We start from the raw sequence: 20,474 nt of genomic DNA, 5'->3' as shown, positions 1-20,474 counted from the left end.
GTTGCTAAAAGTTATAAAATCTCCCTGTTAATATAAAAATCTACAACAAATTCAAGGCATCGGCCGTTCGTACTGCTTCGATAGAATTACTAACATTCAGTTTTTCGAGGATATTCTGTCGGTGTCGGTTTACTGTATTAATACTTATATTGAGTTGATCGGCAATTTCTTTGCTAATAACACCTTTGCCTATTAATAGCAAAACTTCCTTTTCGCGCGACGTTAGCAAATTGATACAATTTACATACGTATCAACATAAACACTTTCTCCCGTTTTAGTATTAATAATTTTTCCGTCGATGCCTGTTACCGTTTCTTTTTTCTCAAATAAATAATTATAGACACAAACCGCCAGCCATAAACCACCTTCAGAACTGTTTTTAAGATAAAAACTGCGGTGCAAAATACGCTGATATTCCTTTTTACTGTTCAGGGTTCTGATTTTGCATTTAGTGGCATAATGCAGTCTTTCGTCTGGTTCGACCGTTTTTAGGAAATTAAAAAACTCTAATTCCAAAAGATTCCTTTCAAAAAGATCATCCGGATGAATGCGCTGATAAATATCTTCTTCCCAAATAGAATCAATGGTTAAATATCCGGAAGTATCCATTTCGAAAAAGCTTCCAAAATCGCCCGTAAAAATATAACTTTTGTTATCTGCCAGATCTGACAACACGGCTACCGAATGATCGATTCTGACAAACTCTTTCATGGTTTGAACAGCCTCATCCAAAGCTTGTTTGCGTTTGTCCGGGCCGTCTATAAATTCAGATGAAAATTGATCTTCTAATTTGGAAATGGGATTCATAACAGTGATTCATTTTTTCTAATAACATTGCATTACCATAGTGCGTTAAAAGTAGAAAATTATTTCGTTAAACCTCAAAATGGTTATAAATAACTATTGCTGTACAAATAACGAATTGCCTTCTTTGTAAATTATTAATAAAATTCAAAAAAATTAAAGAAATCATGAAGAGAATGCACTTGGCTCTTATCCTTATAGGTATTATGACGATAAAGGGAAATGCTCAAAAATTAAGCGCAATGAACTGGCTGAATGAGCCGACAGAATGGGAAATAAAGGACAATAAACTCACCATGCAGGTTACGCCCCAGTCTGATTACTGGAACAAAAGTCACTACGGATTTACAGTAAACGACGGACCATTTTTATATACCGAAAGAAGCGGCGAGTTTGAAACTGTTGTAAAAATGAGCGCCGTTTACAAAACCAGATTCGATCAGATTTGCCTGATGCTGCGAATTGACGAAAACAATTACATCAAAACCGGTGTTGAATATGTAGACGGAATTTATAACATTAGTACCGTACATACCATCGATAAAAGTTCGTGGAGTGTATTGGGATTAAAAGAAAAACCAAAAAATGTATGGATGAAAGCCGTACGCAAACTTGATGCTGTAGAAATTTTTTATTCTATCGATGGTATCAATTATACGATGACCAATACCGTATATTTTCCGGAGCATAAAACAATACAAGTGGGTATGATGGCGGCAAGTCCTGACGGAAAAGGTTTTACAGCAACATTCGAAGATTTTAAAATTACGCACCTTCCGGATCAAAGACGTTTAGAGTGGTTGAAAAACAATCAGTAAAATTATGTAACATTTATAAAAATATGTCGTCTCTTCTATTGTACTCTTAACCAAAACCTAACCGGGCGCTAAACCAACCGCAATTCATGAAAACAAAAGTTATATTATACATTATATTAACCATACTCGCCCTTTGCCAAAAGGCTTTTTGCCAGCAAATACAAGCCCCTTTCATTCATGAATCGATAAAAATCGAAACTGATAAGATTTTTAGCAAGCTCGTTGACATTAGAAGAGACTTACATGAAAATCCTGAATTGGCCGGAAATGAAATAAGAACCCAACAAAAAATCAAACAATATTTACTGGATCTTGGACTTGAAGTCGAAACCAATACTTATGGTCATGGTGTTATTGGGATTTTGAAAGGTGCCAAAAAAGGAAAAAACATTGCCTGGCGCGCGGACATGGATGCTCTCCCAAATGACTTTGCCGACAATGTTGATTTTAAATCTAAAACAAAAGGCATTCAGCATGGCTGTGGTCACGACGTGCATATGGCAATTGCGTTGGGAATCGCCGATGTACTTTCAAAAAACAAAAAAGACTTAAAAGGAACCGTTTATTTTATATTTCAGCCAGAAGAAGAAACATTTGTGGGAGCAAAAAACATGCTCACCAACGGTTTACTGGCAAAAATACATCTGGATGAAATTTACGGATTTCATATCACCGCATTACCAACAGGTCAGATAATGGTCAAGCCAAATGAAATGTTTGCTTACCAAAAAATGATACAAATTAAATTTAAAGAAGAACTCACAAAAGAGCAAACCAAAGAACTCTCAAAAAGTATTCACGATGCTTTATCGCGATTTGCAGCAGGAACCAAACCGTGGGAAATACAAGGCATGCTCGACCCAAAAATTGGACTTTCTAATCCGAATACGATCTTTAAAGATTATTCATTTATAGATGGAAATTTTTCTATCCGTTCTAAAAACAATGAAGTTATTTGGGAGGCGTATTTGTACGAAACGAATGTCTCGAACGTAAAAAACATCATTCCGAAAGTGAAACAAGTAATAACATCAGCCAATTTACAGCAACAATTGCTTTCGGTTTCATTTGTACAGGAAAATCCAACCGTTCTTAATAATAAAAAATTAACCGAAAGCGCCATAAAAACGCTTAATACTATTTATGGTAAAGGATTCGTGGTAAACGATTACGGTCAGGTTCCTTATTTTAATGATGATTTCGCTTATTTCCAGCAAAAAATTCCGGGTGTTTATTTTTTTCTGGGAGGTTCTAACTTCGAAAAAGGAATCATTGCGATGAATCACGCTCCAAATTTTGCCATTGATGAAGAATGCATCAAAACAGGAGTCAGAAGTTTTTCTTCTTTAATTTTCGAAAAAGCAAATGGAAATTAAAACGCAAAACAAGTAACATGAAAAGCAAACAGCTAATGTACAGTTTAGTCAAAATGACGACTACATTTCATAAAAAGATAAAAATCATGAGAGATAAAGATCGGTTTCTGCACGCTTTAATAAAAAGTAACGGCCATCATAATGTAATAGATCTTGGCGCACAAATTGGACTTGACGAAACCGCTACAATGGAAGTCGTTGCACAACTTCTCGCCGAATTTAAAATAGAATATGCCTTAAACGGAGTTTGCGACTACAGCTTAATGAGGAGCAAAAGCCGGGATAAAAAATATACTAATTAAAACAAATAGAAACATAGATTACTTTATAAAGAAAGAAAATAGAAATACATTCTTCAAATAGTAACTATGTTTTTTTATATCAATGAAATGCCTTTTTTAGACAAACAAAAGCTATGTTTCTATGTGTTTAAAATAAAGATCACCTCAATCTATTTCATTTTTAACTTTTAATTTTTAATTTTTAACTTTTAATTTTTAATTTTTAATTTTTAATTTTTAATTTTTACCAAACTCACATCATCAACATAACAAAAGGCATTGGCTTTTCCTTTGGCCAGAAAACCAACTTCGACCTTTCTTCCTTTTACAGGAATGTTTGTAATACTAATGGTTTTCCAGGAATCGTTTTTCTCTTTGATCGTGTATGGCAGCTTTTTTCCATTACTTACAACATACATTTCAAGATTGGCAAAACCTTCGCTGTTTTTTATTTTGGCGGTTAAAGTGTACAAGCCATTCTCAAGTTTTACGTAAGGCGACGAAGTGATAGTTTGAAATGTTTTTCGTTTAAAATTAATTTTATCACTAATATTCAGGCTCTTTTCGCCAATAACAATTTTTCGTTCGCTTTGCGTATTAAAATGATTTAAAACCGGCGAATTAATGCTGTCCAACCCTATTGGGTTTCCTTCCAGAACTTCACTTGCCCAGCCTGTTAATTGTATTTGTACCGGTTTTACAGGACTCGGAATGTGTCTGCGATCAGCTTCGAAACTACCATTTTTAATGTAATTATTATCATCTGCTACTTTCCAAATACCCGTTTTTTCTTCGAGATTCCAGGAACTTACCGAATTGAAATAAGGCACTTTCCCATCAAATGAAAGCGGACACCACTGGTTATATCCTAATCCGTTTCCGGCAAAATTAGCCCATCTATCACCACAAAAAACTATAGTTTCCTGCTTGCTTCCTTTTACCGAAAAGAAAAATCCCGTTTGCGAAATATGCGCAAAATCCTCAGAAGCGCCGTTCATGACCAACATATCGTTTACAGGCAAATAAGGTCCTCTAATATCATCCGCCGTCAGGTAATACGCAAACGAAGCATCCCAACCATAAATATTCGAGGCGAACATATAATATTTGTTATTGTACTTGAAAAGGCAATTTCCTTCACGGCTTTCACCTTTAAAAACCTCCGTACAATCTAGCAAATTGATTTTTCCGTCTTTAATACCAATTTCTGAAACGTAGATCTTGTTTCTGCCTCTTCCGTACGAATAAATAAGATATGATTTTCCTGTATCTTCATCTGTAAATACCGTTTGATCGCCTGTATTGCTGGTGCCGATCATTTTCTCCATATTTATTTTCTGATGCCATTCGAACTGACCCGTTGGAGAATCTGAAACCGTTATCAATACCTCTTTGTCATGCTGAACAAACATGGCATATTTGTTCCATTCTTTGATATAGGCCACTCCCAAACGACCAACCCAGGTTTTACCGTTTTGATTTACTTTTTCTTTCGATACAACATCGGCTTCAAAAACCCAATTCACTAAATCAACAGAACTATAACAAGTAACCGATTCAAAAGTAGCATTGGGCAAAGTCATGGATGGATCGTTACGATACGTATCCGCCTCGGCATAATGAACGCCGTACCAATAGTATTTTTGTTTTCCCGTAACAGGATCAGGAAATTTAAAGATACCTCCACCCTGACTATTAATTGGTTTTCCATCTTTCGTAGTACGAAAAACATCATTTTTAATATTTAACAGTTGTGCCTGAACATTATAAACAATACAGAAGTTTATAATACAACACAGAAACATTATTGTTTTTACAGAAAATTTTCTTTTGATTTTCATTTTTCCAGCGTTTTATTAAAATATAAATTCTAACCCAATCAATTTTTAGCGACAAAATTTACCACATTTTCATGGATGGATTTTTCGCCCGAAACCTTGTCGGCATTAACGTTCGCAAGGAAAATATTTTCTATCGGAAGTTCTTTTTGTCCTAAAATCCTTGAAACAAATTTTACATTCGTTGCTTTTATATTTTCGAGATACACGTTTTTTATTGGCGTTAATCGGCGTTCAATTGTTGGGACTAAATCTCTCCATTGGTATAGAACATCCGTTTCGATTCCCAGAATTCCTTCATCTATTTTGCCTGACGTTATGTTGCTCATGTAAATATTCTTTACGTAACCGCCTCTTCGCTCGTTGGTTTTTATAAATAACAAATGATTCAGTTTTGCGCCATCCACGACAGTGCAATTATCAATAAATACATTTTCAATTCCGCCCGAAAGTTCGCTTCCAATCGCCACCAGCTGATGTCCATTTTTAACAACACAATTGCGCATTACAATATTTTTAGAAGGCGTATTCAATCGCCACGCATCCTGATTACTTCCTGATTTTATAGCAATGGCATCATCGCCCTGATCAAAAACACAGTTTTCAATTAATACATTCTGACTCATTTCAGGATCTACACCATCGTTATTGTGTCCGTGCGCATATACTTTTAGATTTCTAAGCACCACATCTTTAGACAAAAAAGGATGAATTGTCCAGAACGGACTGTTGGTAATCGTAACGCCATCTATCAAAATATTCTCGCAACGATTGAACTGAATAAACTGCGGACGAAAATGCGCCGAATCATTGACCATTTGCCTCTCTTTCATAGGTTTATTGTACGAAGCCAGATAATACAAACGTTTCAGGCTTTCCATGTGCGGTTTTGGGCGGGCAAACCATTCTTTCCAAACGTCCATTTTTGCTTTTAGTTCACCTTCTCCCGTAATGGCTATGTTTTTGCATTGGTAGGCATAAATCAAAGGCGAATAATTGTAGCATTCATATCCTTCCCACGTAGAGCGAACGGCAGGCAAATAATCGTTGGGATCTTCAGAAAATAATAAAACTGCCCCTTTTTTTAAATGAAGATTCACATTGCTTTTAAAATGAATTTTCCTGGTAAGCCATTCTCCTTCCGGAATTACAACAATGCCTCCTCCTGCTTTATTCGCTTTGGCTATAGCCTTACTAATCGCTTCTGAAGTTTTTTCTTTATTGCCTTTAATAGCTCCAAAATCAATAATCGAAAATTCTTTGCATTTGCTAAAATCAGGGATTTTAATTGCCGGCATTTCAAAAGGAGTTTTCACCACAACTTCGGTTTGAGTTACAGCAGTAGGATCTTTTTTGAAGGATAAAAAAATAAGAGAAAATAAAAGACAGCAACAAAACGTTATTTTTTTCATGATGGAGTTTTATTTTTTTTTAATTAATTATTTGTCTAAACACATAGAATCTATGGTCCTATGTATTAAATCAAAACTATAGTTGATATCCCGATAAAGGATTAAAATTTAAAATCTGCAAAATCTGCGAGAAAAAATATTTAACATGTTTATTTAATTTTAAAATCAACATGAATAATTAAATATCACACTTACTAAAAAATATAACGCCCGAAGGATATCGGGCGTTAGACCACAAAAAACCACTTTTGCTTTAAACAAACTTAAAAACTTAAACAATCTATCTTTATGGCCTATTGATAAATAAGGCGCTGTAATTTTTACTGATAAAGTACCTTTTATACAAAAGCAATTTGGCTTACTGTGATAATTTGATTTTGTAAAATAATACAATGAAAAAAAGAAAACTGTCCTGTACTATCCTTTATTATTTATTAAAAATTAGAGATTACATCAAATAAACCTTCAAATTGTAAAAGTTTATTTCAGGAATAACCATTTTTACAATTGATTTCATAATTTCATCATAACATCATAGTACAGGATACTTTATCAAAACGGAAATTTTAGATTTGAAAATCAAATAAATTAAAATCCCGAAAAATTGATCCAACTTAGAACACTCTTATTTTGTTTTTGTATGCCGGCTTTTTTATTTGCCGTGCCGTCGAATGTTGCTTTACACGATCATAATTCTTTATCGAAAGTCAATTTGACAACGAATGATAAAGACGCAAAATCCCTGTTGTTTTATTTTGGTTCTAAAGTAAAAACATCAAAAGCAACCATAATTAAGAATGCTTTACCCTACGATTCTAAGCTGGGTTATGGTTTTGATGTGAATTCAGCCTCAAATGTCAACATCAATGCTAATTCTTTTTCGATTACAAAACCCGCTTATTTTTCTGTAAAAGTGCCGGAAGGAAATTATCAGATTGAAGTAGTTTTAGGAAGCCCTGATAATGCATCAAACGTAACCATAAAAGCCGAATCAAGAAGATTGATGCTGAGGGAATTTCCAATAGAAAAAGGACAAAAAGTAACCAAAACTTTTAATGTCAATGTACGAAACATTAAAATCGATGATAAAACCAACATCAGCCTGAAAGACAGAGAAAAAGAAATTTTTAATTGGGATGATAAACTGACTTTAGAATTTTTAGGAGAAGTTACCGTTCAAAGTATCAAGATTACTCCAAAAGATAATTTAACCGTGGTTTATCTTGCCGGAGATTCAACCGTTACCGATCAGGATGTAGAACCATGGGCGTCCTGGGGACAATTTATTACCAACTATTTTGATGATACTGTTGTGGTTGCCAATTATGCTTATTCAGGATCTTCGCTGAGTTCTTTTAAAACGGCAAACCGTCTTAAAAAGATCCTTTCGCAAATTAAAAAAGGAGATTATTTGTTTGTGGAATTTGGACATAACGACGAAAAAATAAAAGGCGCCGGAAATGGTCCCTGGGAATCTTATTCGGATTTACTGACAGAATTTGTGCAATCGGCAAAAGATAAAGGTGCGATTCCGGTTTTAGTTACGCCAACACAGCGCAGGTTTTTTAATGAAAATGGCACTTTAAAAGTAACTCACGGCGAATTTCCTGATGCGATGCGTGCTGTGGCTAAAAAAAATAATATTGCGCTTATTGATATTACCAAAATGACGACTACATTGTACGAAACCTGGGGCGACGAAGTCTCAAGAAAAGCTTTTGTACAATATCCTGCGAATACCTTTCCGGGACAGGAAAAAGCGTTGGATGACAATACGCATTTTAATAGTTTTGGAGCCAACGAAATTGCGCTTTGCGTTATTAAAGGGATTCGTGAATTAGATATTCCGTTACAAAAACAAATCAAAAAAGAAACTCCTGACTATAATCCAAACCAACCAAATTATATTTCCAGCTGGACACTTCCAATGAGTGCGCGTTTCGAAATTGCGAAACCGGATGGCAACTAACCAAAGAATTCAAACCAATTATGATGCTCAACAAAACCATTCAAAAGCTTAGTATTATTGCGTTTACGCTTTTTTCAGCACAAAATAATACCGCACAGCAAACTGATAAAATCTATCTTTCGGGAAAAGATTTCGAACATCCTGTACAATGGGATTTTTATTGTACTGAAGGAAATAACAGTAAGACCTGGTCTAAAATAAATGTTCCGTCGCAATGGGAATTAGAAGGTTTTGGCGAATATACCTACGGAAGATGGTACAAAGAACTCAACCAAAAAGAACCAAGCAAAGAAGAAGGTTTATATAAATATGAATTTGATGTTCCTTCAGATTATAAAAATAAAGAGGTTCTAATTGCGTTTGGCGGTGCAATGACGGATACCGAAGTAAAAATAAACGGAAAACTTGCCGGAGCGATTCATCAGGGAGGTTTTTATGAGTTTAAATATGATATTTCATCACTATTAAAATTTGGTGCTAAAAATATTCTCGAAGTTCATGTCTGGAAACATTCTGCCAATAAATCTGTGAATGCAGCAGAACGAAGAGCCGACTGGTGGCTGTTTGGTGGTATTTATCGTCCGGTTTGGTTAGAAGTTGCTCCTAAATCTTATATCGAAAATATTGCCGTAAACCCAAAAATGGACGGTTCGATAACAGTAGATCTGAATCTAAAAAACATTCCTAAAAACACTATTCTCGAAGCTTCACTAAAAGGTTCAAACGGAGAAAATTTTCAAACTTTCACCTTCCCAATTAAAGCAAAAAGTACCAAAGAAACTATTGCAGCACAATGGAATAAAGTAAAACCGTGGGATCCTGAAAACCCTAATTTATATAATCTGGAATTGGTTTTAAAACAAAACGGAACCATTCTTCATCAATACAACAAACGAATTGGTTTTAGAACTTTAGAGTTTAAGAAGCAAGACGGAATCTATGTTAACGGTACTAAAATTGTCATGAAAGGAATCAATCGTCATTCTTTCTGGCCCGAAGGCGGACGAAGCACGAGCAAACGCATTAGCGAACTCGATGGTAAATTACTGAAAGACATGAATATGAATGCCGTTCGTGGTCATTATCCACCAGACGATCACTTTATGGCGGTTTGCGATTCGTTAGGACTTTTTGTTTTGAATGAATTGGCGGGCTGGCAAAACTCGTATGATACCGAAACAGGAACAAAACTGGTCAAAGAAATGGTCACGCGCGATGTCAATCATCCGTCAGTAATTATTTGGGATAATGGTAATGAAGGCGGCTGGAATTATGATGTAGATAAAGTTTTTGAAGATAATGATCCGCAAAAAAGAATTGTCATTCATCCGTGGGCTGATTTTAATGGTTGGGACACGCACCACTATCCTACTTATTTAACCGGAATGCACCGTTTTAATGCTGGAGAAAATGTATTTTTCCCTACTGAATTCATGCACGGAACTTACGATAACGGACACGGCGCGGCTCTTGAAGATTTCTGGAATCGCTATAAAGAAAGTCCGTTGTTTGCCGGAGGATTTATGTGGGCCATGCTCGACGAGGCCGTAAAACGCTCTGACTGGACGGGAGATGTAAAATTTGACTCGAAAGGTTCGCTTGCCGCTGATGGAATTTTGGGTCCACACCGCGAAAGAGAAGGAAGTTATTATACAGTAAAAGAAGTTTGGGCGCCTATTCAGTTTCAGCCCAAACAGGTTACTCCCACTTTTGACGGTTCATTTTTGATTACCAACGATTATCTTTTTAGCAATCTGAATACCTCCAAAATGGATTTTAAAGTATTAAAATCAGATAACGATGTGCTTTATACCAATGGAAATGCCAGGGAAATAAGTTCGGGTAAAATAGAAATTCCGAGTATTAATCCGGGTGAAACACGCAAAATTAAGTTTGATGTTCCGGGTAATTTTGCCGAAGGAGATATTTTATCTATATCGGCTTATGATCAATTCAATAAGGAAATTTATACCTGGACATGGCCTATTCATAAAGCCAAATTTTATGCTGAGAAGTTTTTAGCCGTTCAAAATACAAAGGCCAAAGCTTCAGGAATAAAAACCGGTAACGAAATTACATTAAAAGGAAATGATGTAACCGTAACTATTGATGCTGCAACCGGAGAAATTGTAACGATTAAAAACAAAACAGCAACGATTCCGCTTACTAATGGTCCTCGCCCAATTGGAATGAAAGTAAAACTAAAGGATGTTCAGCTTACACAAGAAGGAGATAAAGCCATTTGTACAGTAAAATATTCCGGTGGATTATCCTCCATAAAATGGATTATGGAACCTGACGGAAGATTTAAAATGGAATTAATTGCATTGAAAAATGAAAAGGTTTCCGGTGGTTTTGATGGTTTTGACGGCGCTTATTTTGAAGATAAAATCAATTCGTTTGGCATCACTTTTAGTTTTCCTGAAAAGGAAGTTACGGGAATTAAATGGTTTGGAAGAGGTCCGTATCGTGTTTGGAAAAATAGAATTAAAGGAACGACTTACGGCATTTGGGAGAAAGATTATAACAATACGATTACAGGCGAAAGTTTTGAGAATCTTATCTATCCCGAATTCAAAGGATATCATGCGAATTTATTAGGCGCGAACTTAAAAGCAGGAACTTCATCGTTTAAAGTTTTTAGTGAATCTGATAATTTATTTCTAAGATTATTTACACCCGATTTACCTAAAAATGCCTTCCCGGGAAGTAATCCTCAACCAGCATTTCCTGAGGGTGATATTTCGTTTATGTATGAAATTCCGGCCATGAGAGATTTCAAGCCTTTAGAACAACAAGGCCCGCAAAGTCAGCCCACCAACATTCGTATTAAAAGCGGTGATGATGGGATTAAGATGAATTTGTGGTTCGATTTTAGAAACTAGGTAGAAGATATTTAACCGCAAAGCACGCAAGGTTTTTTTACTTTTAGGATTTTATACAAACGCAAAGTCCGCAAAGCTATAAGTTGATATAGTTTTGCGGACTGTGTGTTTTATAGCTGGTTTTATAAAAACACAGAGTTCACAAAGCTGTATTTTTATAAAGCTTTGCGAACTTTGCGTAAAATCTTAGCGTTCTTTGCGGTTAAATAATAAATCAGTCTACTTAACAGGAATTTCATAGCTACTTCCTTCAGCCGTTTTATACACCGCCAATTGATCCAGAACAATTCCGGTTTGATTGACTTCTATTGTAACGGTATGTTTTCCTTTTGAAACATTCGCAACCGGAAGTTTTACAATCGCACTATTTCGCAACACATTTTCTTTCCATGCCTTTTCCCTGTCTTTTGTATTGATTTTAAAGTACTGAATAGCATTTTTGTCGATTTGTATTCCTACTTCATGATCGAAATTATTAGCATGAGTTGGCAATAAACGAACTTCTACGGTATAATTATCAGATTCTTTGATTTCGAATTCATAGGAAACTGAAGGTTTTTTACTTTTAAAAATATGCTGATGAAACGGAAATAAAGTGATCGCATTATTGCTGTATCCTAAACCGTTTATCGTTTTCCATTGATATTCTTTCGTATCTTCTTTAGCATTAAACTGATTGGCCTGAATATAAATTCTGTCCGTTTTAATCGAAGTTTCTTTCGAAAAAGGATTCTTTTTAACCGAATCGAAAACAGGCAGATTTCGCGGATGCATCGACATCATATGATTCCATTTGCCATCGCTCAATTTGGTATTATAAAAATCAGTCAAATCTTTGATTTTTTGGTACGATTCTGAAGCCAGCAATTCATATTGATTCTTTAGCTTTTCATCTGAAGTTGTGGCAGATAAATTCCAATACAAAAATTTATGGTTCATATACGCCGCTCCTTTTACAGGATATACCACCAACTGAAACCATGCATCTTTTCGTTCGTTCGGCACAAAAACACCCAAACTATGCACGTTCTGAATCAAATTATCATAAGCTTTTATTCTGTTCAGTGATTCTTCTGGCGAAAAATCAGAAAGTTGTATTGGCGTTGTCGGTTCCGTTTGGCTCCATCCCATATATTCCGGTTTTCTTAGTGAAGCCAATCGGTAATATTCTTCAAAAACAACACTTAAATCGGTTGCAATTTCAGGCGTGAATTCCCTCGAAATCCAATTTTTCAGATATTTATTAAGTCCGTCTGATTTTATACTGTTGATATTCCACGCCAAATCCAGAAAAAGCTCCGTATCGTATTCTGCCGGTTTAATATCGCCCACATTTACAATCCACATTTTTTTAGCACCATTTTCATAAGCTTTTGTCATTTCATACCAAATCAAACCGGGCTGTGTCGTGCTGAGCCAAAGATAATCGTGCGGTCTTCCCCAATAACTGATATGATAATACACTCCGCTTCCACCCGACCTTTTTTGCTCTTCGATATTGCTCAAACGCCGAATATATCCGTAATTGTCATCCGGCCAGACCAATGTAATATCCTCTGGAATTTTAAGTCCGTTATCGTACAATTCCAAAACTTCTTTATAAGGAACAAAGGCTTGCGGAATCGCTTCTAAAGGCTTTTTGAAAGTATTCGAAAGCATTTCACGCTGATTGACAATGATTTTTTCGACCATTGCAATTGATTCCTTCAAATCTTTTGCGCCTTCCATTTTACTATCGTGAACACCGCGCATGCCTAATGTCATGATGGTTTCGTTTTGCCCCAGTTTTAATTCGTCCAAACGATCCTGCCAGTATTGATCGACCTGTGTTTTATTGGTAAAATAATTATAATCACCATGAATTTTAGGCTTCCATTCGTCTACATTGTTGCGAAGCATGGGTTCTGCATGAGAAGATCCAATTACGATATGGTATTTTTGAGCCATTTCCTTATTTCCTGAAATCGTAAAAAATCCTTTCGTAGAAGGATGCATCGCAGGCCAGATGGTATTAGCTTTTAACCGTAATAAAAGCTGAAATATCTTTTCGTACGTTTTAGGACCAATATCTCCCGTTTCTTTTTCGAAAGTTTTAGCTGCCCAGGGTTGTAATCCCCAGTCTTCATCGTTTAAAAAAATACCGCGATATTGTACGGATGGTGCTGTATTAATTCCCTTTCGGGGAAGTTGGAATGTCAAGTTTTCTTTTTTTATCGAATGAACATCTGCCCACCATTTCCAAGGCGAAACGCCCAATCGTTCTGTCATTTCAAAAATTGCGTACACGGTTCCCCTAACATCCGATCCGGCAATTAAAAGGTTATCTTTTTCTTTTTTTATTGAAAATTTCTCCCATTGATTGAAAAGTTCTTTTCGGATTGTTTTCGATTCAAAAAAATCAGAAGAAGCCTGCCCGATGTAAATGCCCTTTTTCGAAATGGTATTTGTCTCCACAATTTCAGGTCGTTTTCCCGTAAGTTCTTTTACATCATCTGCCAATTCATTTACCGCCCAGATAATTAAAGGGTCGCTATTTTTTTCGATATAAATAGAAGTGGTTTTATTAGTCTCTATAATAGAAAAATCTACTACATCCTTACTTTGACAATAAGAAACTAAAGTTGAAATGGTGAAAATTAATGTTGTTATTTTCTTCATATTGAATTATTTTAATGGCCCACGGATGGAACAGATTTGGCTGATTTACGCTGGTTTTTTTGGCTACGAAGGCGCTAAGGCACGAAGTTTTTTTTGTTTTGCGTTGTCTTTAAATCTCACAATCCCGATAGCTATTGGGAGCTAAGTCGCTAAGTTTTGAATAAGCTTTAGCTGGAGATAAATATGCCCAAAGTGTTAGGCTTTAGCCAAATAAGATTTTACATAAAAAACTTTGCGACTTTGCGTCTTTGCGAGATGATTATGATTCTCAAGGAGACGCACTGCTGTGCGTCTCTACGATTCCCTTTGTCCCTATGAACCTCTGCACCTTTAAACCTTCAAACCTTTATTCTTACTCAATTCTTAATTGGCTTACAGAAATATAATTTCCCGTACTGCCATAACTCGACTTTCTCTTATCGGACCAATTAGGTCTTTCTCCTGTATTATAAACGGTTAAAATATAATTACCTTTTTTTAAATTTGGAGATCTGAATACTTGTGTGATAACAGGATTCTTGCTGTACATATCGATCACCATTGTTATAATTTCATGTTTTTTTTCATCGTTCAAAACAACTTTTGCATAACCATTTTCAGGCCCTACAATGCTATAAAGTGCAATTTGCTTTCCGGTAAATTGAATCGAAAAAGAAGCTTCTTTTTCATTTGATTTACTTTCCGTTGTTGTATGTTCCCAAATTCCTGTATATTCAATTTGACTATCTGAATTCTTTATGCTTGTTCCTTCAATTTCTTTTTTCGATACAACTCCCGTAGATGTATTGATTTTCCATACTTCCTGATAATTTGGTATTGAGACAGATGTCCCGGAAATTAAAAGCGGCTGCCAGACATAAGTTGCTGAAGAGCCTTGTTTGGGATAAGACCAACGATCTCCCATAAATATATAGGCAGTTTCTTTTGTTCCTTTTACAGGAAGTACAAATGTTGATTGCGAATTCCACGTTAAACTCCCTTCAGGTGCTATTAATCCTCTGGATGTCCACGGTCCTTTTAATGAATTTGAAGTATAATAATAATTATCGTTTTTCTCCCAGCTAGTAAGATGTGAGCCTATAAAATAATATAAACCCTCTTTTTTAAACATTGTTGGCGACTCAAATCCTGTTGTAATATTTTCGTTTACTTTCTCTGTAACCGATTTATAATCATCATTCAATTTGTAAATTTCACCGCCATGAACCAATATATAACCAGAACCTTCATTATCCTGAAAAGTCCCCATATCCCACTTTTTTATGGGTTTTCCCTGAAATAAAAGCGGACCTTTGAATTCATAAGGACCTTTTATTTTTTTTGAAACAGCGTAACCTACAAACTGATCTTTATAGGTTAAAGTATCAGCATGCATGTACATAACATATTCTCCAGTTTTTGGATTTTTCATTACTTTGACCCTTTCTCCAACCCGATTAGGTCCTAATTTACCTGATTTTTGCACCGGAAGTGCGACGCTCTCAAATTTCCAATTGTACAAATCTTTGGAAGAGTAACAATTAAAACCGCCAAATGCATTACTGGTATCACTGTGCGCTTCACCAAAAAGATAGAAAACATCTTTCTCTTTAATAATACAGGCGCCATGGGCATTTACCACATTTCCGTTTTGATCCATCCAGGGAACTCCGGAATAAATAGCATTGTTATTTTTATCGATATGAATTGAAGATGTTTTATTAGCCTCTACAATAGAAAAATCAACCCTATCCTTACTTTGGCAATAAGAAACTAAAGTTGAAATGGTGAGAATTAATGTTGTTATTTTCTTCATATTGAATTATTTTAATGGCCCACGGATGGAACAGATTTGGCTGATTTACGCTGGTTTCTTTTGCCACGAAGGCGCTAAGACACGAAGTTTTTTTTTTGTTTTGCGTTGTCTTTTAATCTCGCAATCCCGATAGCTATCGGGAGCTAAGTCGCTAAGTTTTGAATAAGCTCCAGCTTTAGCTGGAGATAAAATAAGCGCAAAATGATTGGCTTTAGCCAAATTAGATTTTACATAAAAAACTTTGCGCCTTTGCGTCTTCGCGAGATTATTATGTCTCACGAGGAGACGCACTGCTGTGCGTCTCTACAATTCGCGTTGAGCTTAAAAAAAAACTCAGAACCTCAGCATCTTAGAAACTTAGTACCTTTAAAGAAAATCCTCTGAACCTTTGAACCTCCCTAAATCCTTTTAAGCCAATCCTTAGGCACATTCACAATACAAATATTCAAGGTTCGATTATCCTTAGAAAGCATCGCCGACTGAATCTGAATTTTTGTTCCGTCTCTGTTGAAAGTGGGATGAATATGGTCTGCGGCTGTTTCTTTATGGCCTGTGGTTAGCATGATCATTTCATTTGTTTTTCGGTCGATCAAATACAGACTTCTTGAGAAATCATCGCCTACAGCCCATCTTCCGTCGGAGGAACCGTGTACATGCCATAAACCACTGCCACTTTTGGTTTGTCCGGCAATAATCATTTCTCTGGTTCTTAGATTTACAATGGCAAGCCCTGTTGGTTTTTCACGCGTTCCTGAATTTCCCCAATTGCTTTCCTGCCCTGGATTTTCAGGATTTCGTACTTCAGTGCTAGTGGTAACTTCTACAGGTTTTTCTTTATGAATATCGATTTTACGATGTCCCATAATAGCCATGGCTACCTCATCTTTAGAAATTACAGCTTCATGCGTTACCCATTCATAATCCGATTCTGGATACAAAGGTCTTAGCCCTGATCCGTCAGCCATAACCGTCCACGTTCTTTGAGGTGATTTTCCGCCCGTTTCCCAGCAAAAAACAAGTTCTCCGGGATTCCATATGTTCGACTGAATATGTCCTACCTGAAAAGGCACAGAAATCACATGTTTGAATTCGCCTGTTTTTAAATTCATACTTCCAATTCCGCCTGGCCCTGCGCCCATGTTTCTTGGTCCAAAACTTTTTTCAATTTTAATATTCGGATCCAGATGTCTTGCTGCTTCTTCTTTCCCAATTCTAAAATAAATTCTTTCTTCATCCGCATCCAATGCCATATCTCCCGAAGCGCCCATTTCTGGATTCGTTATTCCGCAAATGCGTTCGTAGGCTGAAACCGATTTCATTTTTCCGGCCTGACTGTCTTTAAAAACATCGGCTAAATTGACTTCCATAATTTGCATTTTATCTTCAGGTGCTTTGCGCATGAAATACAATTTCATCGATTTTTGCGCCATGCATAACGTTCCGGTATAACCACCCTCAGTAACCTGAACCATTACACCCGATTTTTCATGGACAGCTACTGCTTCTCCATTGGCTCTTTTAGTTCTAAAAATAAGCCATTCCCCATCAGATGTCCATTGCGGATGTGTTGGGTAGGTTTTAGAATCTCCCGCTGATTTCGTGGTCAAGAAGATTAATTCCTGACCTGTAACGGGATCTTTTATAATCTTTTTTTCCGATGGAAATCGCGTTCCAATCTGGCTGAAAGCTGTTATGGTGCATAACAGGAAAAGTGTGTTTATTGTTGGTTTTAATTTCATATGCTGTTGGTTTATTTGCCGCTAAGGCGCTAAGTTTTTTTAATTATACACTTTGTCTATTAATCGCGCAAAGGCGCAGAGCCGCAAAGTTTTATTACTATAGCTTTTAATATTCCTTTGCGACTCTGCGCCTTTGCGAGGAATAAATATTTAGCTTATCACTCATAATTCATAATTCATAACTCATAAACCCTAACCCTTAACCTTCAATTGTATCGAACTGTCATTAATTTCGAATTGATTGTTTTTCAGCAGCAGAATTATTTCGGCTCCAGCCAATAAAACAGGACCATAACCGTGAGCAGCGTATAAATTTATGGGACGATAATAATAAAAAGCGGGATCAAAGCCCATTCCGGTTCCAACACAGGTTCCTTCGACCTGACCTTTTGCATTTACTTTTGAAGCTACGGCATTCCACGCCAATAGAACTGCGGGTGTATAAGCAAGTTTATCTACATAGCCGCGATTGATTGCTCTGGCAATTGAATAGGTATAAATGGCTGTAGCCGAAGTTTCTAAATACGTATCGTTTCGATCTATTAACTGATGCCAGAAACCGGTACCATCCTGATATTGCAGTAATCCGGCAATGTGTTTTTGCAGTTGGGATAAAACCTGAGGATACCCGGGATGATCTTTAGGCAATACTTCAAGTAATTCGACCATTGTCATTACTGCCCAGCCATTTGCCCTTGCCCAATGAAACTGCGGATGCACCTGCATCGCTTCAACCCAGCCGTGCATGTAAAGTCCGTTTTGAGAGTTGAACATTCGCTGAGAAAACTGATTGACTTGCTTTACAGCATCATCAAAATACTTGACATCACCTGTATAATTTCCCATTTGTGCCAAAGCAGGAACGCTCATAAACATATCGTCTAACCAAAGCGAATTGTCCTGCGGACGGTTTCTTGCCAGGGTTCCGTCTTTTAAGCGATGTTCCTTTTCACTGATGTATTGAATGAAATTATTAATAACAGGATCATAAGCAGCATTTGGGTCTTTCTTTTTTGCTTTTATAAACGCCGCACATAAAGCACCCGCATCGTCTAAAGCTTTTGGCCGTAAAACGCTGTGAACCGGGGAATCTTTGATGTTGTCGGTTTTATAATTAGCGGCAATGTCTGCGATTAATTTTAAGCGTTTATTGGCGTATTCTGCATATTCTTTTTTCCCTGTAGCATCGGCTACCAAAAGCATTCCAGCATAGGTAACGCCCCATTCGTAACTTGTTAATCTAAAAGCACCGGGAGAAAACGCAATTTTACCTTTTGCTTTTTTGAAATCTTTTACTTCTGAGTTATCGCTGGCATATACCGCTTTTGAAGCTGTATTCTCTTCAAGAAAAGAATATACTCTGCTCAATACACTTTCGATATTATTTTTTTCAGGAATAATATATGGCGTTGTATAATCCGGTTGCATTAAATGTAATGGGGTTGTCACATCATTTGTCTGGGCATTAATATTGGTACAAATTCCGATAGCGAAAACTGTTATAATTTTGGTTAGGTTGTAGTTCATAGTTGTTTTTTTTAGGTACTGTAAAAATTCAATTTTAAGACTATTTTTTAATAATTTTTCCCGATAGATATTTTCTATTATAAACTTTTAAATATTTAAAAACAAGACATTTAAACAAATCTAGTTAATGCTTTAAATTAATATAAACTGACTTATCTCTATTACAGATAATTTCACCATTTATGTATTCTAATTCAGCTACTTGTAGAGAACTTCTTTTGGTTTTGTAACTATCGATACCTTTATTTTCCGGTGTTCTTCCGGGGTGTGTAAAATAAAAAATATAGGCTCTGTCGTTATTCACTATAACATCAGGATGTCCTCCTATTACTTTATCATCTTCTCCTGTTCCGGGAATTTGGAGAATACTTTTTTCCTGACGATTCCAGTTCAGGAAATCATCCGAAGAATACACATTCAACCCTCTCCATGAATCTGATATCATCCAGTTTTTACCTTTCCACTGAAATACTTTCGGGCCCTCGCCTCTGTCTTTTACAATTTTCTTTCCGCCGTCAACCCAATTGTAAAGATCTTTGCTATCAGCGTAATAAATCGATTTTCCGTCGTTTTCATTATTATAGAACATTCTCCATGTACCATTTGGCAATCGAAATACAGAAGCATCGATACACCTGTCTGAGGCCAGTTTCAATTCAGATTCGAATTTCCAGTCGATTAAATTCTTACTGGTCAAATGAACAATAGATCTCGGATGGTACCAATCATTAAAAATTCCGGGAACTATGGTGAGGTACATATGATATAACTTTTTGTGTTGAATTACATCGGGTGCCCAATGCGTAATGTCTTTTATTTTATAGTTGATATTGCAGGTACCTCTGTATTTCCAGGTTGCGCCATCAACAGATTCAGCGATGCCAATTCGGGTTCCGTGTACCCAGGTTATTCCTTTGGCTGTGGTATCTTTTGCCCTACGATTGGTATAAAACATGAACCATTTTTTTTCTTTAGCATTATAAATAATGGTTGGATCGGCAGCTCCATCAAAAATTGGATCCCGATATAAAGGTTTAGCTGCAATATGGCTTTTCTCTTTTTCTGAATTGTTTTGAGAGAAAACAGACAGAGAAAACAGCATTATTATCAGGTTTAATAAAAGCTTTTTGAGATGGTCTTGTGACATTTTTTCTATTTGATTACATCCGTAAATGACGCTGATTTTTTTCTTTTTCATCACATATTAATTCTTCAACTATCAATCAAAGTAATTTTCATTAAATACACTATAATTCAATTATTTACAATTAAAAACGTAATATCTAATGATAGATTTTTAAAATTAAAAAACTAAGACGGTTTTGGCATCCTGTGCTTTCCTGTTTAAAGAAGTAAAAAAAGCTTGTTCTA

13 protein-coding genes are annotated in these 20,474 nt (G+C 36.1%); 5 read left to right on the top strand and 8 right to left on the bottom strand.

Annotated features, from left to right (window positions below):
- Positions 1 to 40: 40 nt before the first annotated feature.
- Positions 41 to 808, bottom strand: a complete 768-nt coding sequence (locus L0669_RS15560; protein ID WP_263758671.1) for a helix-turn-helix transcriptional regulator — start codon at positions 806 to 808, stop codon at positions 41 to 43.
- Positions 809 to 972: 164 nt separating this feature from the next.
- Here L0669_RS15560 and L0669_RS15555 point away from each other — a divergent pair, with 164 nt between their 5' ends.
- The 3 genes from L0669_RS15555 to L0669_RS15545 all read left to right on the top strand — a co-directional run bounded on the left by L0669_RS15555 (position 973) and on the right by L0669_RS15545 (position 3,301).
- Complete coding sequence (locus L0669_RS15555; RefSeq protein ID WP_263758670.1) at positions 973 to 1,623, top strand: DUF1349 domain-containing protein; 651 nt, start codon at positions 973 to 975, stop codon at positions 1,621 to 1,623.
- 86 nt (positions 1,624 to 1,709) lie between these two features.
- The gene (locus tag L0669_RS15550) at positions 1,710 to 2,999 is read left to right on the top strand and encodes a M20 metallopeptidase family protein (protein ID WP_263758669.1); all 1,290 of its coding nucleotides are present in this window, start codon (positions 1,710 to 1,712) and stop codon (positions 2,997 to 2,999) included.
- 17 nt (positions 3,000 to 3,016) lie between these two features.
- The gene (locus L0669_RS15545; protein ID WP_263758668.1) at positions 3,017 to 3,301 is read left to right on the top strand and encodes a hypothetical protein; all 285 of its coding nucleotides are present in this window, start codon (positions 3,017 to 3,019) and stop codon (positions 3,299 to 3,301) included.
- Between the two features lie 209 nt (positions 3,302 to 3,510).
- On the opposite strand, the gene L0669_RS15540 is transcribed toward L0669_RS15545, so the two are convergent.
- Together L0669_RS15540 and L0669_RS15535 are read right to left on the bottom strand one after the other, a co-directional pair.
- Positions 3,511 to 5,121, bottom strand: a complete 1,611-nt coding sequence (locus L0669_RS15540; RefSeq protein WP_263758666.1) for a family 43 glycosylhydrolase — start codon at positions 5,119 to 5,121, stop codon at positions 3,511 to 3,513.
- A gap of 38 nt (positions 5,122 to 5,159) precedes the next feature.
- Positions 5,160 to 6,530, bottom strand: coding sequence for a glycoside hydrolase family 28 protein (locus tag L0669_RS15535; RefSeq protein ID WP_263758665.1), 1,371 nt, complete (start codon positions 6,528 to 6,530; stop codon positions 5,160 to 5,162).
- A 640-nt stretch (positions 6,531 to 7,170) separates the two neighbouring features.
- On the opposite strand from L0669_RS15535, the gene L0669_RS15530 reads away from it, so the two are divergent.
- Both L0669_RS15530 and L0669_RS15525 read left to right on the top strand, forming a co-directional pair.
- The gene (locus L0669_RS15530; protein WP_263758664.1) at positions 7,171 to 8,499 is read left to right on the top strand and encodes a rhamnogalacturonan acetylesterase; all 1,329 of its coding nucleotides are present in this window, start codon (positions 7,171 to 7,173) and stop codon (positions 8,497 to 8,499) included.
- 20 nt (positions 8,500 to 8,519) lie between these two features.
- The gene (locus L0669_RS15525) at positions 8,520 to 11,384 is read left to right on the top strand and encodes a glycoside hydrolase family 2 protein (protein WP_263758663.1); all 2,865 of its coding nucleotides are present in this window, start codon (positions 8,520 to 8,522) and stop codon (positions 11,382 to 11,384) included.
- Positions 11,385 to 11,603: 219 nt separating this feature from the next.
- On the opposite strand, the gene L0669_RS15520 is transcribed toward L0669_RS15525, so the two are convergent.
- The 5 genes from L0669_RS15520 to L0669_RS15500 all read right to left on the bottom strand — a co-directional run bounded on the left by L0669_RS15520 (position 11,604) and on the right by L0669_RS15500 (position 20,301).
- Positions 11,604 to 14,042, bottom strand: coding sequence for a glycosyl hydrolase 115 family protein (locus L0669_RS15520; protein WP_263758662.1), 2,439 nt, complete (start codon positions 14,040 to 14,042; stop codon positions 11,604 to 11,606).
- Between the two features lie 352 nt (positions 14,043 to 14,394).
- Positions 14,395 to 15,837 (bottom strand): family 43 glycosylhydrolase, encoded by a 1,443-nt coding sequence (locus tag L0669_RS15515; protein WP_263758661.1) that lies wholly within the window; start codon positions 15,835 to 15,837, stop codon positions 14,395 to 14,397.
- Between the two features lie 398 nt (positions 15,838 to 16,235).
- On the bottom strand, positions 16,236 to 17,576 hold the full coding sequence (locus tag L0669_RS15510) for a hypothetical protein (RefSeq protein ID WP_263758660.1): 1,341 nt from the start codon (positions 17,574 to 17,576) through the stop codon (positions 16,236 to 16,238).
- A gap of 192 nt (positions 17,577 to 17,768) precedes the next feature.
- Positions 17,769 to 19,103 carry a glycoside hydrolase family 88/105 protein gene (locus L0669_RS15505; RefSeq protein WP_263758659.1) on the bottom strand — a complete coding sequence of 445 codons (1,335 nt, stop codon included), beginning with the start codon at positions 19,101 to 19,103 and terminating at the stop codon, positions 17,769 to 17,771.
- Between the two features lie 124 nt (positions 19,104 to 19,227).
- On the bottom strand, positions 19,228 to 20,301 hold the full coding sequence (locus L0669_RS15500; RefSeq protein ID WP_263758658.1) for a family 43 glycosylhydrolase: 1,074 nt from the start codon (positions 20,299 to 20,301) through the stop codon (positions 19,228 to 19,230).
- Positions 20,302 to 20,474: the final 173 nt, after the last annotated feature.

The sequence above is a fragment of the Flavobacterium bizetiae genome (assembly GCF_024271895.1).
In the GTDB taxonomy this organism is placed as follows: Bacteria; Bacteroidota; Bacteroidia; order Flavobacteriales; family Flavobacteriaceae; genus Flavobacterium; species Flavobacterium bizetiae.
Note: the sequence above shows the minus strand (reverse complement) of the source record. Positions and strands in the feature narration are given on the sequence as shown.